At 67.5% G+C, this 14,864-nt stretch carries 9 protein-coding genes; 5 read left to right on the top strand and 4 right to left on the bottom strand.

The features are described 5' to 3' along the window. Nucleotides 1-80: 80 nt before the first annotated feature. The 3 genes from prpB to prpE form a co-directional block, all read right to left on the bottom strand. Nucleotides 81-968, bottom strand: a complete 888-nt coding sequence (gene prpB, locus AC6CH2_RS11355) for a methylisocitrate lyase (protein ID WP_435394696.1) — start codon at nucleotides 966-968, stop codon at nucleotides 81-83. Between the two features lie 138 nt (nucleotides 969-1,106). Continuing rightward, a complete protein-coding gene (locus AC6CH2_RS11350; protein ID WP_498269306.1) occupies nucleotides 1,107-2,153 on the bottom strand; it encodes a suppressor of fused domain protein in 1,047 nt (348 codons plus the stop codon). A gap of 114 nt (nucleotides 2,154-2,267) precedes the next feature. After that, on the bottom strand, nucleotides 2,268-4,181 hold the full coding sequence (gene prpE, locus AC6CH2_RS11345; protein ID WP_498269305.1) for a propionate--CoA ligase: 1,914 nt from the start codon (nucleotides 4,179-4,181) through the stop codon (nucleotides 2,268-2,270). A 444-nt stretch (nucleotides 4,182-4,625) separates the two neighbouring features. On the opposite strand from prpE, the gene AC6CH2_RS11340 reads away from it, so the two are divergent. Continuing rightward, nucleotides 4,626-4,766: a hypothetical protein gene (locus tag AC6CH2_RS11340; RefSeq protein WP_498269304.1), complete on the top strand. Its 141-nt coding sequence runs from the start codon at nucleotides 4,626-4,628 to the stop codon at nucleotides 4,764-4,766. 380 nt (nucleotides 4,767-5,146) lie between these two features. Here the strand turns inward: AC6CH2_RS11340 and AC6CH2_RS11335 are convergent, their stop codons facing one another. Next, nucleotides 5,147-7,510, bottom strand: a complete 2,364-nt coding sequence (locus AC6CH2_RS11335; RefSeq protein WP_498269303.1) for a TonB-dependent receptor — start codon at nucleotides 7,508-7,510, stop codon at nucleotides 5,147-5,149. Nucleotides 7,511-7,923: 413 nt separating this feature from the next. Between AC6CH2_RS11335 and AC6CH2_RS11330 the strand changes: the two genes are divergently transcribed. The 4 genes from AC6CH2_RS11330 (at nucleotide 7,924) to AC6CH2_RS11315 (ending at nucleotide 14,814) form a co-directional block, all read left to right on the top strand. Beyond that, nucleotides 7,924-9,252, top strand: a complete 1,329-nt coding sequence (locus tag AC6CH2_RS11330; protein ID WP_498269302.1) for an MFS transporter — start codon at nucleotides 7,924-7,926, stop codon at nucleotides 9,250-9,252. A 59-nt stretch (nucleotides 9,253-9,311) separates the two neighbouring features. Continuing rightward, nucleotides 9,312-10,634, top strand: a complete 1,323-nt coding sequence (locus AC6CH2_RS11325) for a dicarboxylate/amino acid:cation symporter (RefSeq protein WP_498269301.1) — start codon at nucleotides 9,312-9,314, stop codon at nucleotides 10,632-10,634. 116 nt (nucleotides 10,635-10,750) lie between these two features. Continuing rightward, entirely contained in the window at nucleotides 10,751-11,953 is a 1,203-nt protein-coding gene (locus AC6CH2_RS11320; RefSeq protein ID WP_498269300.1) for an OprO/OprP family phosphate-selective porin, read from the top strand. 197 nt (nucleotides 11,954-12,150) lie between these two features. Continuing rightward, a complete protein-coding gene (locus AC6CH2_RS11315; protein WP_498269534.1) occupies nucleotides 12,151-14,814 on the top strand; it encodes a hybrid sensor histidine kinase/response regulator in 2,664 nt (887 codons plus the stop codon). Nucleotides 14,815-14,864 lie beyond the last annotated feature (50 nt).

The raw sequence follows: 14,864 nt of genomic DNA, 5'->3' as shown, positions 1-14,864 counted from the left end.
AAGAGAACCAAACATCTATCCCGCTTGCCGGAGAAGAAAAATCGAATACCCCTCCCGCGTCGGGAGCAGGGAGAATCGGCTCAACCGTTCTTCTTGGCGAACAGCGCGTCGAGCTTGCCTTCGAAGGCGTGGTAGCCGATGCGGTCGTACAGCTCTTCGCGGGTCTGCATCGTGTCGACCACGTTCTTCTGGTGGCCGTCGCGGCGGATCGCCTGATAGACGTTCTCGGCGGCCTTGTTCATGGCCCGGAACGCCGACAGCGGATACAGCTGGATGGCGACCCCGGCCGAGGCCAGTTCGTCGCGGGTGAACAACGGGGTCTGGCCGAATTCGGTGATGTTGGCCAGCACCGGCACCTTGACCGCATCGACGAAGCGGCGGTAGGTCGGCAGGTCGTAGGCGGCCTCGGCGAAGATGCCGTCGGCGCCGGCTTCCACGCAGGCGATCGCGCGTTCGATCGCGGCATCGACGCCGTCGACCGCAATCGCGTCGGTGCGCGCGATCAGGAAGAACCCGGGATCGGTCTTGGCGTCGGCTGCGGCCTTGACCCGGTCGACCATTTCGTCGGCCGGGACGATCTCCTTGCCCGGGCGATGACCGCAACGCTTGGCGCCGACCTGGTCCTCGATGTGGCATCCGGCCGCGCCGGCCTTGATCAGCGACTTGACCGTGCGCTCGATATTGAACGCACTCGGGCCGAAGCCGGTGTCGATATCGACCAGCAACGGCAGATCGCACACGTCGGTGATGCGGCGCACGTCGATCAGTACGTCTTCGAGGGTGTTGATGCCCAGGTCCGGCAGGCCCAGGGACCCCGCGGCGACGCCGCCGCCGGACAGATAGATCGCGCGATACCCGGCGCGCTTGGCGAGCAGCGCGTGATTGGCGTTGATCGCGCCGATGACCTGCAACGGCGATTCTTCGGCGAGCGCGGCGCGGAACTTCGCGCCTGCGGACAATAAGGTCATCTTGGAACTCCGGAGGGCCCGGGCGGGGCGATCCGGCATTTTAACCCGCCTGCCCCGCTCGCCGATGCCGACCCCGTACAGGCCGCGCCAGGGCGCATCCCGGCGCGCCGGCGCAACTGGCGGTTCGGCCCGGCCGGCTCAGCCGTGCTGGCGGGCGTCCTGGCGCGGTTGGCCTTCGCTCTTGCGGACCACCACTTCCACCGCATCCAGCCCCTCGACCTTGTAGCGCCCTTCCTGGGTGCGCAAACAGGCCACCAGATTGCGCAAAGTCGCCTCGTTCAGGCGCAGATGCAGGGCCTCGCCGTCGGCGTGCGCGCCGGTGCGCGCCGCCGGCTCGAACACGATCCGCGCCGACGGGCCGATCAGGCTGAAGGGCTTGCCGAACGGCAGGCGCAGCGGCAACAGGGCGAGCAGTTCGCCGACCTGGCGCGAGTCCAGCACGATCTCGGTGATCGGCTGGCGCAGCAGGCGCTTGTGCTGGCGCCACTCCAACTGCTCGGTATAGACCATCGCCGAACTGGAGCCTTCCTGCGCGGAACCCTGATGCAGACGCTCGGCAACCTCCGGGTCGTCGACCAGGGACTCGCGATCGAGTTCGGTCACCCACAGCGGCAGGTAATCGAGGAATACGTCCAGCACCCGCAAAGTCGACCAACGCTTGAGCGCGAATTCCTCCTCGTTGGTGATGCCGACCGCCTGCAGGAACTCGACCCGTCCGTTCTCGGTGTCGATCGCCGGCAGTTCCGGATCGGGCGCGAATGCGACCGCCTGGATCCGGGTCGCGGTATCGGCCGCAATCGGGCCGTTGGCATTGAGGTAATGCCCGGCGTTGAACACGTTGCCGCTTTCGAACACGTAGCGGGCGAGGTTCTGCAGGAAATCCGGCACCCAGGCAGGCGGCTCTTCGCTGTCGTCCGGGTTGGACAGGCGGAAGGTCAACTCGAAACCGAAACCGCTGCGCTGCGGATCGTCTGAGGTCTTGCCGTGCAGTTCGCTCAAACCGTAGGTGACGAAATGCCAGTGCGGCACCGGGATGATGCGCTTATAGGCGCGAATGGCCGCCAAGGGGTCATTGCCGCCGTTGCCGTGGGGGCCGTAGTGCTTGGGCTCCTGACGCAGATACAACCGGCTCAGGGCCCGGTCGATCGCCTCCCAGCCCGGCGCGCTGTCCTGTTCTGCTTCCATTACGCGTTCTGCCTCGCTTTTGGCGATGAGAGCGGACATACCCGCAGTTGCCGCCGATGCTAACGCGATTGCGGAAAAGGTCGTGTCAAGAAAGCCAATGCCTCCGCCCGCCCCTCAGCCGCCGGCGTCGGCCCCGCGCGCCAGGGCGCGACGGACCTCGTCGAGAGCGGCGGGATCGTCGAGGGTGGACAGATCGCCGGGGTCGCGGTCTTCGGCCAGGGCCTGGATCGAACGCCGCAGCAATTTGCCCGAGCGCGTCTTGGGCAAGGCGTTCACCACGTACACCCGCGCCGGCCGCGCGACCGCGCCGAGCTGCTCGACCACGCAGCGCTGCATGCCGGCCGCGGCGCTGGCCGGGTCCTGCTGGTCGACGGCTTGCTTGAGGGTGGCGAACACCACCGGCACCTGTCCCTTGAGCTCGTCGTGCACGCCGATGACCGCGGCTTCGGCGACGCTGGCGTGGCTGGCGACGGACTCCTCGATCTCGCGCGTGCCGAGGCGATGACCGGCGACGTTGATCACGTCGTCGGTGCGCCCGAGGATGAAGGTGTAGCCGTCCTCGTCGCGGATCGCCCAGTCCAGCGAGCTGTACAGCAATTCCTTGAAATGGCCGAAGTAGCTCGACAGGAAACGCGCGTCGTCGTTCCAGACCGTGGTCATGCAGCCCGGCGGCAACGGCGGCACGATCACCAGCACGCCCTTCTCGCGCGGGCCGACGTCGGCGCCGGTGGCTTCGTCGATCACCCGCAGGTGATAGCCCGGCGTCGGCAAGCCCGGCGAACCGAACTTGACCGGCTGCAGATCCAGGCCGGGCATCAGGGACAACACCGGCCAGCCGGTTTCGGTCTGCCAGTAGTTATCGACGATGGTCTTGCCGATGCCTTCGGTGATCCAGTGCGCGGTCGGTTCGTCGAGCGGCTCGCCGGCGAGGAACAGCCACTGCAGTTTCGACAGGTCGTGCTTCTTCAGCCAGGCGGCGTCCTGCTTCTTCAGCACGCGGATGCCGGTCGGCGAGGAGAACATGGTGCGCACGCCGTACCGCTCGCAGATGCGCCACCAGATTCCCGGGTCGGGATTCGTCGGCAACCCCTCGTACAGTACCGAGGTCGCGCCGGCGATCAGCGGGCCATAGACGTTGTAGGAATGGCCGACCGCCCAGCCGACGTCGGAGGTCGAGAACATCACCTGCCCGGCGCGGATGTCGTAAATCGACCACATCGACAGGGCCAGCGCGACCGCGTAGCCGCCGACGTCGCGCTGCACGCCCTTGGGCTTGCCGGTGGTGCCGGAGGTGTAGAGCAGATAGCTGGGCTCGTTGGACTCGAGCCATTCGACCTCGACCCGGGCGCCGTCGTGTTCGGCGCGCAACGCGGCGTAATCCACGTCGCGCCCGGCGACCAGGCTCGGCGCCGGGTCGAGACCGCGGCTGACGATCAACACCCGCGGCGGCGGCGACTGCGCTTCGGCGCAGGCCGCATCGACCAGGGGCTTGTAGGGAATGACCTTGCCGCCGCGGATGCCGGCATCGGCGCAGACCAACAGCTTCGGGGTGGCGTCGTCGATGCGCAGCGCCAGGTTGTGCGCGGCGAAACCGCCGAACACCACCGAATGCACCGCGCCGATGCGCGCGCAGGCGAGCATGGCGAACACCGCCTCGGCCATGTTCGGCATGTAGATCACCACGCGGTCGCCGCGGCCGACGCCGAGCGACTTCAGGATCGCGGCGAAGGTATTCACTTCGCGATGCAGTTCGGCGTAGCTGACCTCGCGGGTCGACCCGGTTTCGCTGGAGATCGCGATCAGCGCGGCCTGATCGCCGCGCGCTTCGAGATGGCGGTCGACCGCGTTGTAGCACAGGTTGGTTTCGCCGCCGGCGAACCAGCGCCGGAACGGCGGCCGCGAATAATCGAGGATCTGTTGCGGCGGCTTGTGCCAGTGGATCGCCTGCGCCTGCTCGGCCCAGAACGCTTCGGGCTGCTCGATCGAGCGGCGGTGGAACGCTTGATAAGACTCGGCCTCGTCACGCATGCGGCTGCCTCGTACGACCTGGGGGCTACCGCTCGCAGGCTAGACCAAGGGGCGGGCGGGTGGCGTTACGACGATGGTCTAGAGGGGTGTGGGTGGGTGTGAACGGGGGGCCTTGGCGATCCAGTCGGGGGGCTCACCCCAGCAGTCGCTGCGGTCCCTGTCCCTGCCTCGCTTTGGCTCGGCCTTGGTATGGCCTTGGCATGGCCTTGGCTGTGCGCAGCCTAAGTCTCGCGAAGGCAATAGAAGACCCGAAGGGCGGCCCGCAGGGATGCGGGCCGTTTTTCATCGGGACAGGGAGGTCCCGTATGTAGATCGCTGCGTCGGCATCGCTCGTGCGGGCCTGGGATTCAAGAAAAAAGCAACTTCTTTGGTTACCTTTCTTTTGTTGCTTTAGACAAAAGAAAGTAACCCGCCGCTTTAGTGGCGGAAGCTTTGGGTTTGATCTTGATCTTTTTGATCTTTTTGATCCTGATCTTTTTGATCCTGATCTTTCTTGGGCCGTGCGCCGCAAGACCGCCGCAGCGCGGTCGCGGCTCGCGCCGCTTCTACCCTGAAGGGCTGCGGCTGGCATCGGCGCGATATTGAGAGGTCACGGTCGCGGACCACGCCGCGCCTACAGGGGGTTTGGTTCGCGGTGCTCCTTTCTTCAAGCAAGTGCAAAGCTTTCGCCCGCAAGCGGGCGAGTTACTTTCTTTTGTCATAAGCAACAAAAGAAAGGTAACCAAAGAAAAATGCCTTTCTTTGAATCAAAAGCCCGCACACGCGAAGCTGACGCAGGCATGCAACACACGGGACGTCCTTGTCCCGGTGTTGCACGGCGCGCATCCATGCGCGCCGCCCTCCGGGTGTCCTTTGCCTTCGCGAGACTTAGGCTGCGCACGGCCAGAGCCAGAGCCAAGCCGGGCCGGACCGGGCCGGGCCGGGCCGGGCCGGGCCAAGTCGAGTCGAGCTAAAACCAGAACGGATCAGAATCGGGCGTCGATGGTCAAAAACACCTGCCGCGGTGCGTTGGCGTGGAAGGCGAAGGTCTTGCCCTGCGGGTCGGAGGCGCTGAAGGCGGTCAGGTTGCTCGCGGTGCGCTTGTCGGTGAGGTTGCTGCCGTTGAGCGCGACCGACCACTGGCGAAACGGGCCCATCGCGCCGAAGGTGTAGCGGGCCGAGGCGTCGAAGGTGGTCGAACCGCCGAAGCCGTTGTCGTTGGTGTAGGTGTAGTAGCGCTTGCCGGTGTACTTGCCGCTCAGGCTCAGCAGCCAGGGGCCCCTGCGGTAGCTGAGCTCGCTCGACAGCATCTTGTCGGGCACGTCGACCACGCGCTTGTCGCGGGTCTGGATCTCGCGGCCGGCGTCGATGTAGTTGTCCTGGTACGTCGACTTGTTCCACGACAAGGCGTTGTACCACTGGAACTGTTCGCTCGGCTTCCAGATGAAGACCAACTCGCTGCCGAGGCTGTCGACCGAGCCGACGTTGAAGAACTTGGTGATGCACTCGGGACGGGTGCCGGCCTCGATGCTCGAGCACGGGTTCAGCGACAGCAGCCGGTTGTCGAAGCGCACCGCGTACAGGCTCAACGAGGCCTGGTAGGTCTCTCCGACGCGGCGGTAGCCGGCTTCGATGGTGCGCGACTCCTCTGGGTCCAGGCTGTCTTTCTGCGCGTCGAACGCGGCCTGGTTGATCGCCAGCGGGCCGCCGGCGCCGCCGCCGACGAACGCGGCGACGTTACGCGTATAGGCCGCAAACAGTTCCTGGCCTTCTCCGAGTCTGTAGCCGATGCCGAGCTGCGGCAGAAAGCTCTTGTCGGTCTTGAGGCTGCCGGTCGCGTTGGGCACTTCCATGGTCGACGGCGCCACCTGGCGCGCGCGCATGTCGACCTGGGTGCTCTTGGCGCCGATGTCGAGGGTCATGCGCCCGTCGAGCAGGCTGATGGTGTCCTGCAGATAAGCCTGGCGCGTGTTGATGCGGTACTTCTGGAAGAACAGGCGGCGGTCCGGGTCGCGCAGGTAGCGGTCGTCGTTGACCGGCCCTTCGATAAAGTAGAAGTTGCGCTGCACGTCGTGATGGTTGCTCTCGTACCAGAAGCCGCCTTCGATGCGGTGGTTGCCGAGCTCCCAGTTCAACGAAGCCATCGCGCCGTAGCGGTTGATGCCGTAGTTGGTGCTGCGGATCGAGATCGGGATCGCCTTGGCGGTGTTCGGGTAGGAGTAGTTGCCCGGCGACCACCAATGGCCCTGGCCGCGGTTGTCGTGGTAGTAGGCCTGCGACTTCAGCTGCACCCCTTCGGCGAGATTGAACTCGCCGGCGAGCGCGGCGAGATGGTCGGTGCGCAGCGCGCGGCTGGCGTAGTAGGCGTCGTCGATGCTGTTGGCCGGGCCGCTGAAGGCGCAGCGCGGGTCGCCGGGCAGGTGCTGGCGCGCCGGCCACGGCCGCGGCGCGCAATAGGCCGCGGCCAGGGCGCGCTGCCAATCGGGCTTGTACAGGTTCCAGTCCCAGCCGGCGCCGCGCGCGAGCAGGCCCTTGGACAGATAGGCGAAGTTGGCCTGGCTGGTCTCGGCGCTGGCCAGGTAGGCGCTGACGCGGTGGCCGTCGCCGAAGTTGTAGACGGCCTTGAGGTTGACCTGGTTCTGGTCCTGGTTGTCGCCCGGCGCCGACCACATGTCGGCGCTGAGCAGCGAACCGGACAGATACATCGAGAAGCCGCCGTGTTCGCCGGTGTCCAGGCGCGCATAGGTGCGGCGGGTCTTGTCGCTGCCGAAAGTCTGGGCCAGGCGCAGGCCGAACCCGGCTTCCGGGTCGGAGGAAAAATACTGCAGGGTCCCGCCGAGGTTGCTGGTCGAGGCGGTGCCGAGCGAACCGACGCCGGCGGCGAGCTCGGCGCCGGCGAGGTTCTCGCCGATCAGCGCGCGGCTGATGCCCAGGCCGTTGTAGTTGCCGTAGCTGTTGTCGCCGAGCGGGATGCCGTCGAGGGTGTAGCCCAACAGGCGCTGGTTGAAGCCGCGCAGGCTGATGGTCTGGGATTCCTCGTTGGCGCCGTAGACGTCGTTGGACTGCACCGAGATGCCGGGCAGCTTGTTGAGGATCTTCTGTGCGCTGGTGCCCGGCGCCGGCAGTTCCAGGTCGGCGCGCTTGATGCGCTGGACCTGGCGGGTCTCGCCCATGCCGATCACCGACACCGCATCGAGCGTGGTCGCGTCGCTGCCGCCGGCATCGGCCGCGGCGTCGAGGGCGCCCGTTTCGGGGGCGCCCGTATAGAGCTCGGCGGCCTGGGCCGGCAGCATCGCCAGTGCCGACCAGATCGCCAGCACCAGGGTCGGCGTTGCGTGGGCTCGTTTCATTCGCACATCTCCAAAGGGCCATCGATCACGGCCGGCAAGGATGGCGGTCGCAGATGACGCGCAGATGGCGAGGCCGGGCTCGCGCCGCCGCGCTCAGGTGGGAGGCCCGAGCGCAGCCCCGCCGCGACAACGCTCGCCGGCGGCGCGGCCGGCGGATTCATCGACCGCGGTCACGGCACCGCCCCCTTCGACCCCGTCATCGTGCATCGGCCGGACGCGCCGGATCGCCTGCATTTCGAGGCTCCCGCGGCGCCGCAGCCGGCCCTAACCCTAAGGTGCTATTGGTCGCGGCCGGCCGCACGCCCACCATCGGCAACGGGCGCAGGGACGTGCCGCTGTCGTGCCATGGCCGTTCCGCGATGTCTCCCTCATCGAACGATCCGGCGCCGTCCCTACCGTCATCAGGAGCCGCCGTGAGCGCCACCACCGCCGACACCCTCCTCGCCAGCGCACCGGCCATGAGCCCCAGCCAGCGCCTGAAGTCGATCTTCTCCGGGTCGATCGGCAACCTGGTCGAGTACTACGACTGGTACGTCTACAGCGCGTTCTCGCTGTATTTCGCCCACGTGTTCTTCCCCAAGGGCGACAGCATCTCGCAGGCGCTCAATGCCGCGGCGATCTTCGCCGTCGGCTTCCTGATGCGCCCGCTCGGCGGCTGGGTGTTCGGCCGCTACGCCGACCGGCGCGGCCGCAAGGCGGCGCTGATGCTGTCGGTGCTGATGATGTGCACCGGCTCGCTGATCATCACCTTCACCCCCGGCTACGAAACCCTCGGCATCTTCGCGCCGATCCTGCTGGTGTTCGCGCGCCTGCTGCAGGGGCTCAGCGTCGGCGGCGAATACGGCAGCTCGGCGACTTACCTCAGCGAGATGTCCTCGCGCGAAAACCGCGGCTTCTGGTCGAGCTTCCTCTACGTGACCCTGATCATGGGCCAGTTGCTCGCGCTGACGGTGCTGATCGTGCTGCAACAGTTCGTGCTCGACGACGCGCAGCTCAAATCCTGGGGCTGGCGCATCCCGTTCGCGATCGGCGCCCTGGCCGCGGTGATCGCCCTGTACCTGCGCCGCAACATGCAGGAAACCGAATCGTTCACCAAGCTCAAGGCCAGCGACACGCCTTCGCGCAAGGAAGGTTCGCTGCGCACGCTGATGCAGCACCCCCGCGCGGTGTTGACCGTGGTCGGCCTGACCATGGGCGGTACCTTGGCGTTCTACACCTACACCAACTACATGCTGAAGTTCCTCACCATCAGCACCGGCTTCGACAAGGAAACCGCATCCTTGATCAATGCCGGCACCTTGTTCGTCTACATGCTGATGCAGCCGCTGGTCGGCGCCCTGTCCGACCGGATCGGCCGGCGCCCGCTGCTGATCGCCTTCGGCGTGCTCGGCACGGTGCTGACGGTGCCGGTGATGCACCTGATCCGGGATGCGCAGACGCCGATGCAGGCGTTCTGGCTGATCATGATTTTGCTCAGCGCGGTCAGCGGCTACACCGCGATCAACGCGGTGGTGAAAGCCGAACTGTTCCCGGTCGAGATCCGCGCGCTCGGCGTCGGCCTGCCGTATGCGCTCACCGTCGCCCTGTTCGGCGGCACCGCCGAGCCGGTGGCGCTGTGGTTCAAGCAGATCGGCATGGAGACCGGCTTCTTCTGGTACGTCAGCGCCTGCATCGCCTGCTCGCTGCTGGTCTACACCCTGATGCCCGACACCCGCAAGCATTCGCACATCGACCGCGACTGACCCCTGCCGCCGCACTCGTTGCTCGCTCCTCTCTACTCGCTCCCGCCTGAGTACCCGCCATGAAAAAGTCCGGCTCGCGTTTCTACCTCTGGGTGCTCGGCGCCATCCTCCTGGGCGGCGTGGTCGGCCACTTCTTCCCGGACTTCGCGGTCAAGCTCAAACCGCTCGGCGACGGCTTCATCTCGCTGATCAAGATGCTGATCGCGCCGATCATCTTCCTGACCGTGGTGCTCGGCATCGCCGGCGTGTCCGACGTCAAGAAAGTCGGCCGCGTCGGAGTGAAGGCCATCCTGTATTTCGAGGTTGTCTCGACCATCGCCCTGGTGATCGGCCTGGTCGTGGTCAACACGCTCAAGCCCGGCACCGGCTTCAACGCCGACCCGGCCACGCTGGATGCGAGCGCGGTCGAAAAGTACGCCGCCGCGGCCAAGGACCAGAGCACGGTCGAATTCCTCCTGCACATCATTCCCAAGACCTTCACCGACGCCTTCACCGGCAGCGGCGACCTGTTGCAGGTGTTGCTGCTCGCGGTGCTGTTCGGCTTCGCCCTGCTGCACATCGGCAAGACCGGCGAGAAGATCATCGACCTGTTCGAGTCGGTGTCGAAGGTGTTCTTCGGCATGATGAGCATGATCATGAAGCTGGCCCCGATCGGCGCCGGCGCGGCGATGGCCTTCACCATCGGCAAGTACGGCGTGGACTCGCTCGGCCCGCTGGCGCGCCTGATGGGCAGCTTCTACCTGACCTGCGCGGTGTTCATCCTGGTGGTGCTCGGCACCATCGCCCACTTCACCGGCTTCAGCATCCTGCGCTTCATCCGCTACATTCGCGACGAGTTGCTGCTGGTGCTCGGCACGTCCTCGTCGGAGTCGGCGCTGGTGCCGCTGATGCGCAAGCTCGAACGCCTGGGCTGTTCCAAGCCGGTGGTCGGCCTGGTGGTGCCGAGCGGTTATTCGTTCAACCTCGACGGCACCAATATCTACCTGACCATGGCGACGATTTTCATCGCCCAGGCGCTCAACGTCGAGCTGACCCTGACCCAGGAGCTGACCCTGCTCGCGGTGGCGATGCTGACCTCCAAGGGCGCCTCCGGCGTCACCGGCGCCGGCTTCATCACCCTGGCCGCGACCCTGACCGTGGTGCCGGCGGTGCCGGTCGCGGGTCTGGCGCTGATCCTCGGCATCGACCGTTTCATGAGCGAAGCGCGCGCGCTGACCAACTTCATCGGCAACGGCGTCGCCACCATCGTGGTCGCGCGCTGGGAGAACGAACTCGACCGCGACAAGCTCAACCACGAGCTGCTCAACCCGCCGAGCGCGACCGAACTCGACACCGCCCTGCCCTCGGACACCCACGCGCCGCTGGCCGACAAGACCGCCTGATCGTTCCGGTTCTTTAACCACCCCTTCCCCTAGCCACCGCCGCAGCCGGACGCCCCGCGTCCGGCACGGCACGCTGCTGCCAGGACGGCTGCCGCACGACCCTGGAGCCCGTCCCGATGCCGCGTCCCGACCGCCCCGCCCTCGCCCTGTCCACCGTGTTGCTGTCGTCGGTTTCCTGCCTCGCCCAGGCCGCCGGCCTCGACGACTGGCCGACCAAATACAGCTTCGACGACGGCACCGAATTGTCGGCGACCGCCAATGTCGCTTACGACGTGGTCGATTTTTCCGGCGACCGCGGCTACGGCACCGCCGCGACCGCGCTACGCGACGACGGTCACTACCGGCGCCGCGAGTTCGGCGTCGGCCTGAAGAAGAAGGACGTCTACGATTTCATCGCGGTGATGGACTTCGAGTCCAAGCTCTGGCTCGACGTCGCCCTGCGCCTGGAAACCAAGGCTTGGTTCGGCGCCGACTACGGCAAGCTGCGGGTCGGCTACTTCAAGACCCCGGTCAGCATGGAAAGCGTCGCGGCCTCGCGCACGGGCAGCATGATGGAACTGTCGGCGGCTTCGCAGGCGATGTTCCAGGGCCGCCGCACCGGCGTGGAGTGGTCGCTGGAACGGCCGCGCTACGCCGTCGGCACCGCGTATTTCTTCGGCCACGACCTGCAGGGCGACAACCCGGGCACCACCGCCGCGGCGCGCGCGGTGTGGACGCCGGTCAAGGACAAGAACCGTGTCGTGCACCTGGGCCTGACCGGTTCGGTCGAGAACCCGCACGGGTTCCGCGACGGCCGCGGCGCCTATTTCGGACCCTCGGCGCGCTTTCGCGCGCGCCCCGGCAACGGGCTGACGCCGGTGCGCCTGGTCGACTCGGGCAGCCTGCGCAATACCGACCGGATCGTGCGCAACGGCCTGGAAGCGCTGTGGATCGACGGCCCCTGGTCGCTGCAGGCGGAATACTTGCGTGCGCGCGCCGAACGCGAGGACGGCGCTCGCGATTTCACCGCCGACGGCTACTACGTCACCGGCAGTTGGGTGGTGACCGGCGAGACCCGGCCTTACAGCAACAACAACGTCGCCAACATCAAGCCGGCGCACGGTTATGGCGCGGTGGAACTGCTGGCGCGCTACGGCGAGCTCGACCTCGATGACAGCGGCATCGCCGGCGGCCGCCAGCGCGACCTGACCCTCGGGGTGAACTGGTACCTGACCACGCATTTCAAGTTCCAGGCCAACTACGTGCGCGTGTCGGCCGACAAGGGCGTGTTGTCGGCGGACCCCGACGTGCTGGAGCTGCGGGCGCAGGTGCATTTCTGACGGTACGCAGCTGACGGACCGTCGCATCGTCGTCGCAGTGACGCGCTCGCGGCTTGCGCCGTTCCTGGCCTTTGCTACGCAGCTTCCGCGTAGGAGCGGCCCAAGCCGCGACCACGAACCGCGGCGACCGGCGCCCCCGGTCCGCGACCCAAACCGGTTAGTCTTGCCCCGAGGCCCCAGCGAGCCCCGCCACCGTGATCCCCCGCCCCCGCCAGCTCAAGACCGCGCTCTGGATCGCCGCGATCCTGGCCGTGCTGTTGCTGGCGATGTTGGTCGCCGGGCGCATCGCCTATGCCCAGGCGCTGCAGCGCCAGGCCACCGAGGCGCGCGCCCTGCTCGACCAGCGCGCCCAGGTCATCGAACAACACATCGACCGTTACCGGATCATGCCGGCGGTGCTGTCGCTCGATCCGCAACTGCGCGCCACTCTCGCCAACCCCGGCGACCAGTCGCAACGCCAGCGCGCCAACGAGCGCCTGGTCCAGCTCAACTTCGCCAACCGCACCAGCACCCTGACCCTGATCGACGGCAACGGCATCGGCATCGCCGCGAGCAACTGGGCCGGCGCCAACAGCAACGTCGGCCACTCCTACGCTTTCCGCCCCTACTTCCAGCGGGCGATGACCGAAGGCACCGGCGAGTTCTACGCGATCGGCGTGACCACCCACGTCCCCGGCCATTTCATCGCCCGCGCGATCCACGACGAACGCGGCGGCGCGGTCGGCGCGGTCGCGGTCAAGGTCGAACTCGAAGACATCCGCTCGGACTGGAGCGAGCGCGGCGACCTGGTGTTGCTGAGCGACGCCAACGGCGTGGTGTTCCTCAGCGCGAAACCGCAGTGGCGCTACCGCATGCTGGAGCCGCCGACTCCGGCGCAACGCCGCGAGTTGCAGTCGACCCGCCAATACCAGGGGCAATCCCTGCGCCAGGCCTCGATCCGGCTCGAGCGCGACATCGGCGGCGGCGCGCGCGTGGTGCGCCTGCGCGACCCGGCCATGCGCGAGCCGATGCTGTGGCAGTCGCTGCACCTGCCGCGCGAGAACTGGACCCTGCATCTTCTGCGCGACACCACGCCGAGCCTGCGCACCGCGTGGATCGCGCGCGCGGTCGCCGCCGGCGGCTGGCTGCTGTTGGTCTCGCTGGCCCTGCTGATCCTGCAGCGCCACCGCATCGCGACCCTGCGCCTGCGCAGCCGGCAGGAACTGGAAAAGATGGTCGAGCACCATGCCGAAGCCTTGCGCACGGCGCAGGACGGCGTGGTCCAGGCCGCACGCCAGGCCAGCCTCGGCGAGGGCCACAGCCTGGAGCATCTGCCGCAAGGCGTCAGCGTGGTCGACTCGCAGTTGCGCCTGGTCGCCTGGAACCAGCGCTACGCCGAACTGTTCCGCTACCCGCCCGAGTTGCTGCAGGTCGGCCGGCCGATCGAAGACCTGATCCGCTACAACGCCCGCCGCGGCCTGCTCGGCAGCGATCCCGAGGAGGCGATCCGCCGTCGCCTCGACCATCTGCAGCGCGGCCAGCCGTATCTGCACGAACGCGAGCGCCCCGACGGCACCGTGATCGAGATCCGCGGCAACCCGATGCCCGACGGCGGCTTCGTCACCAGCTACGCCGACATCACCGCCTACAAGCAGGCCGCGCGCGACCTGCGCACGCTCGCCGACAGCCTCGAACGCGGCATCGAACAGCGCACCAGCGACCTGCAGACCGCCAAGGGCGAGGCCGAGCGCGCCAACCGCTCCAAGACCCGCTTCGTCGCCGCGGCGGTGCACGACCTGTTGCAGCCCTTGAACGCCGCGCGCATGTATCTGTCGTCGCTGCGCCGGCGCGTCGATGCCGACGGCCGCGAACTCACCGACCACATCGAGGCCGCGCTGGCTGCGCAGGACGACATCCTGTCGAGCCTGCTCGACATCTCGCGGCTGGAATCGGGCGCGCTCGAAGTGCGCCGCGCCGCCCTGCCGTTGGCGCGCGTGTTCGCGACCATCGACAGCCAGTTCCGCATCCTGGCCGAGTCGCGCGGCTTGCGCCTGCATTGCATCGCTTCCACCGCAGTGGTCGACAGCGACGAGATACTGCTGCGCCGGATCGTGCAGAACTTCCTGTCCAACGCCTTGCAGTTCACCCCGCGCGACGGCCGCATCGTGCTCGGCGCGCGGCGCCTGCGCGACGGCCTGCGGATCGAGGTCTGGGACACCGGCCCCGGCATCCCGGCCAACAAGCTCGAGCTGATCTTCGAGGAATTCCAGCGCCTCGACCTGGGGGTCGAGGCGCCGCCGCGCGGCGCCGGGCTCGGCCTGGCGATCGTGCGCCGCGTCGCCCAGTTGCTCGACCACCGCATCGCGGTGCGCTCGTGGCCGGGCCGCGGCAGCGTGTTCTCGGTGGAAGTCCCCTACGCGGCCGCGCAAGCCGAACCATCCGCGGCCGCGTCTTCCGGCTCGGTCGACGGCGATGCCGCATCCGACCTCGACCCGCTACTGCGCGGCCGTCGCGTCTGGGTGATCGACGACGACCTGCATTCGCGCCAGGCCGCGCAACGGCTGCTCGGCGACTGGGGCTGCCGCGTCGACACCGCCGCCGACGCCGCCAGCGCCCTGCACATGGCCGCATCGCTCGCCATGCCCGAATTGCTATTGCTCGACTACCGGCTCGGCGAGAGCACCGGCTTCGAATTGGCCGTGCAGTTGGAAGCCGAATGGGAGCGCATGCCGCCGGTGGTGCTGATGTCGGCCGACGCCGACCCGAGCCTGCGGCCGCGCGCGACCGAGCGCGGCTGGAGCTTCCTGCCCAAACCGCTGAAACCCGCCGCGCTGCGCGCGTTGACGATGCGCTTGCTGGGGCGCGGCGCGGGGGACAGGTAGGAGACTCGGTGGCGCGGGATGCCTTGGCGCTTATCGCGAAGCCAAAACCA

It is taken from the genome of Lysobacter sp. GQ73, assembly GCF_059758755.1.
This window is presented reverse-complemented; position numbering and strand designations above follow the sequence as displayed.

Excerpts from the sequence above, each read along its gene's own strand:
- prpB (WP_435394696.1), bottom strand. The coding sequence starts at position 968 with ATGACCTTATTGTCCGCAGGCGCGAAGTTCCGCGCCGCGCTCGCCGAA.
- AC6CH2_RS11350 (WP_498269306.1), bottom strand. The coding sequence starts at position 2,153 with ATGGAAGCAGAACAGGACAGCGCGCCGGGCTGGGAGGCGATCGACCGG.
- prpE (WP_498269305.1), bottom strand. The coding sequence starts at position 4,181 with ATGCGTGACGAGGCCGAGTCTTATCAAGCGTTCCACCGCCGCTCGATC.
- AC6CH2_RS11335 (WP_498269303.1), bottom strand. The coding sequence starts at position 7,510 with ATGAAACGAGCCCACGCAACGCCGACCCTGGTGCTGGCGATCTGGTCG.
- AC6CH2_RS11325 (WP_498269301.1), top strand. The coding sequence starts at position 9,312 with ATGAAAAAGTCCGGCTCGCGTTTCTACCTCTGGGTGCTCGGCGCCATC.
- AC6CH2_RS11320 (WP_498269300.1), top strand. The coding sequence starts at position 10,751 with ATGCCGCGTCCCGACCGCCCCGCCCTCGCCCTGTCCACCGTGTTGCTG.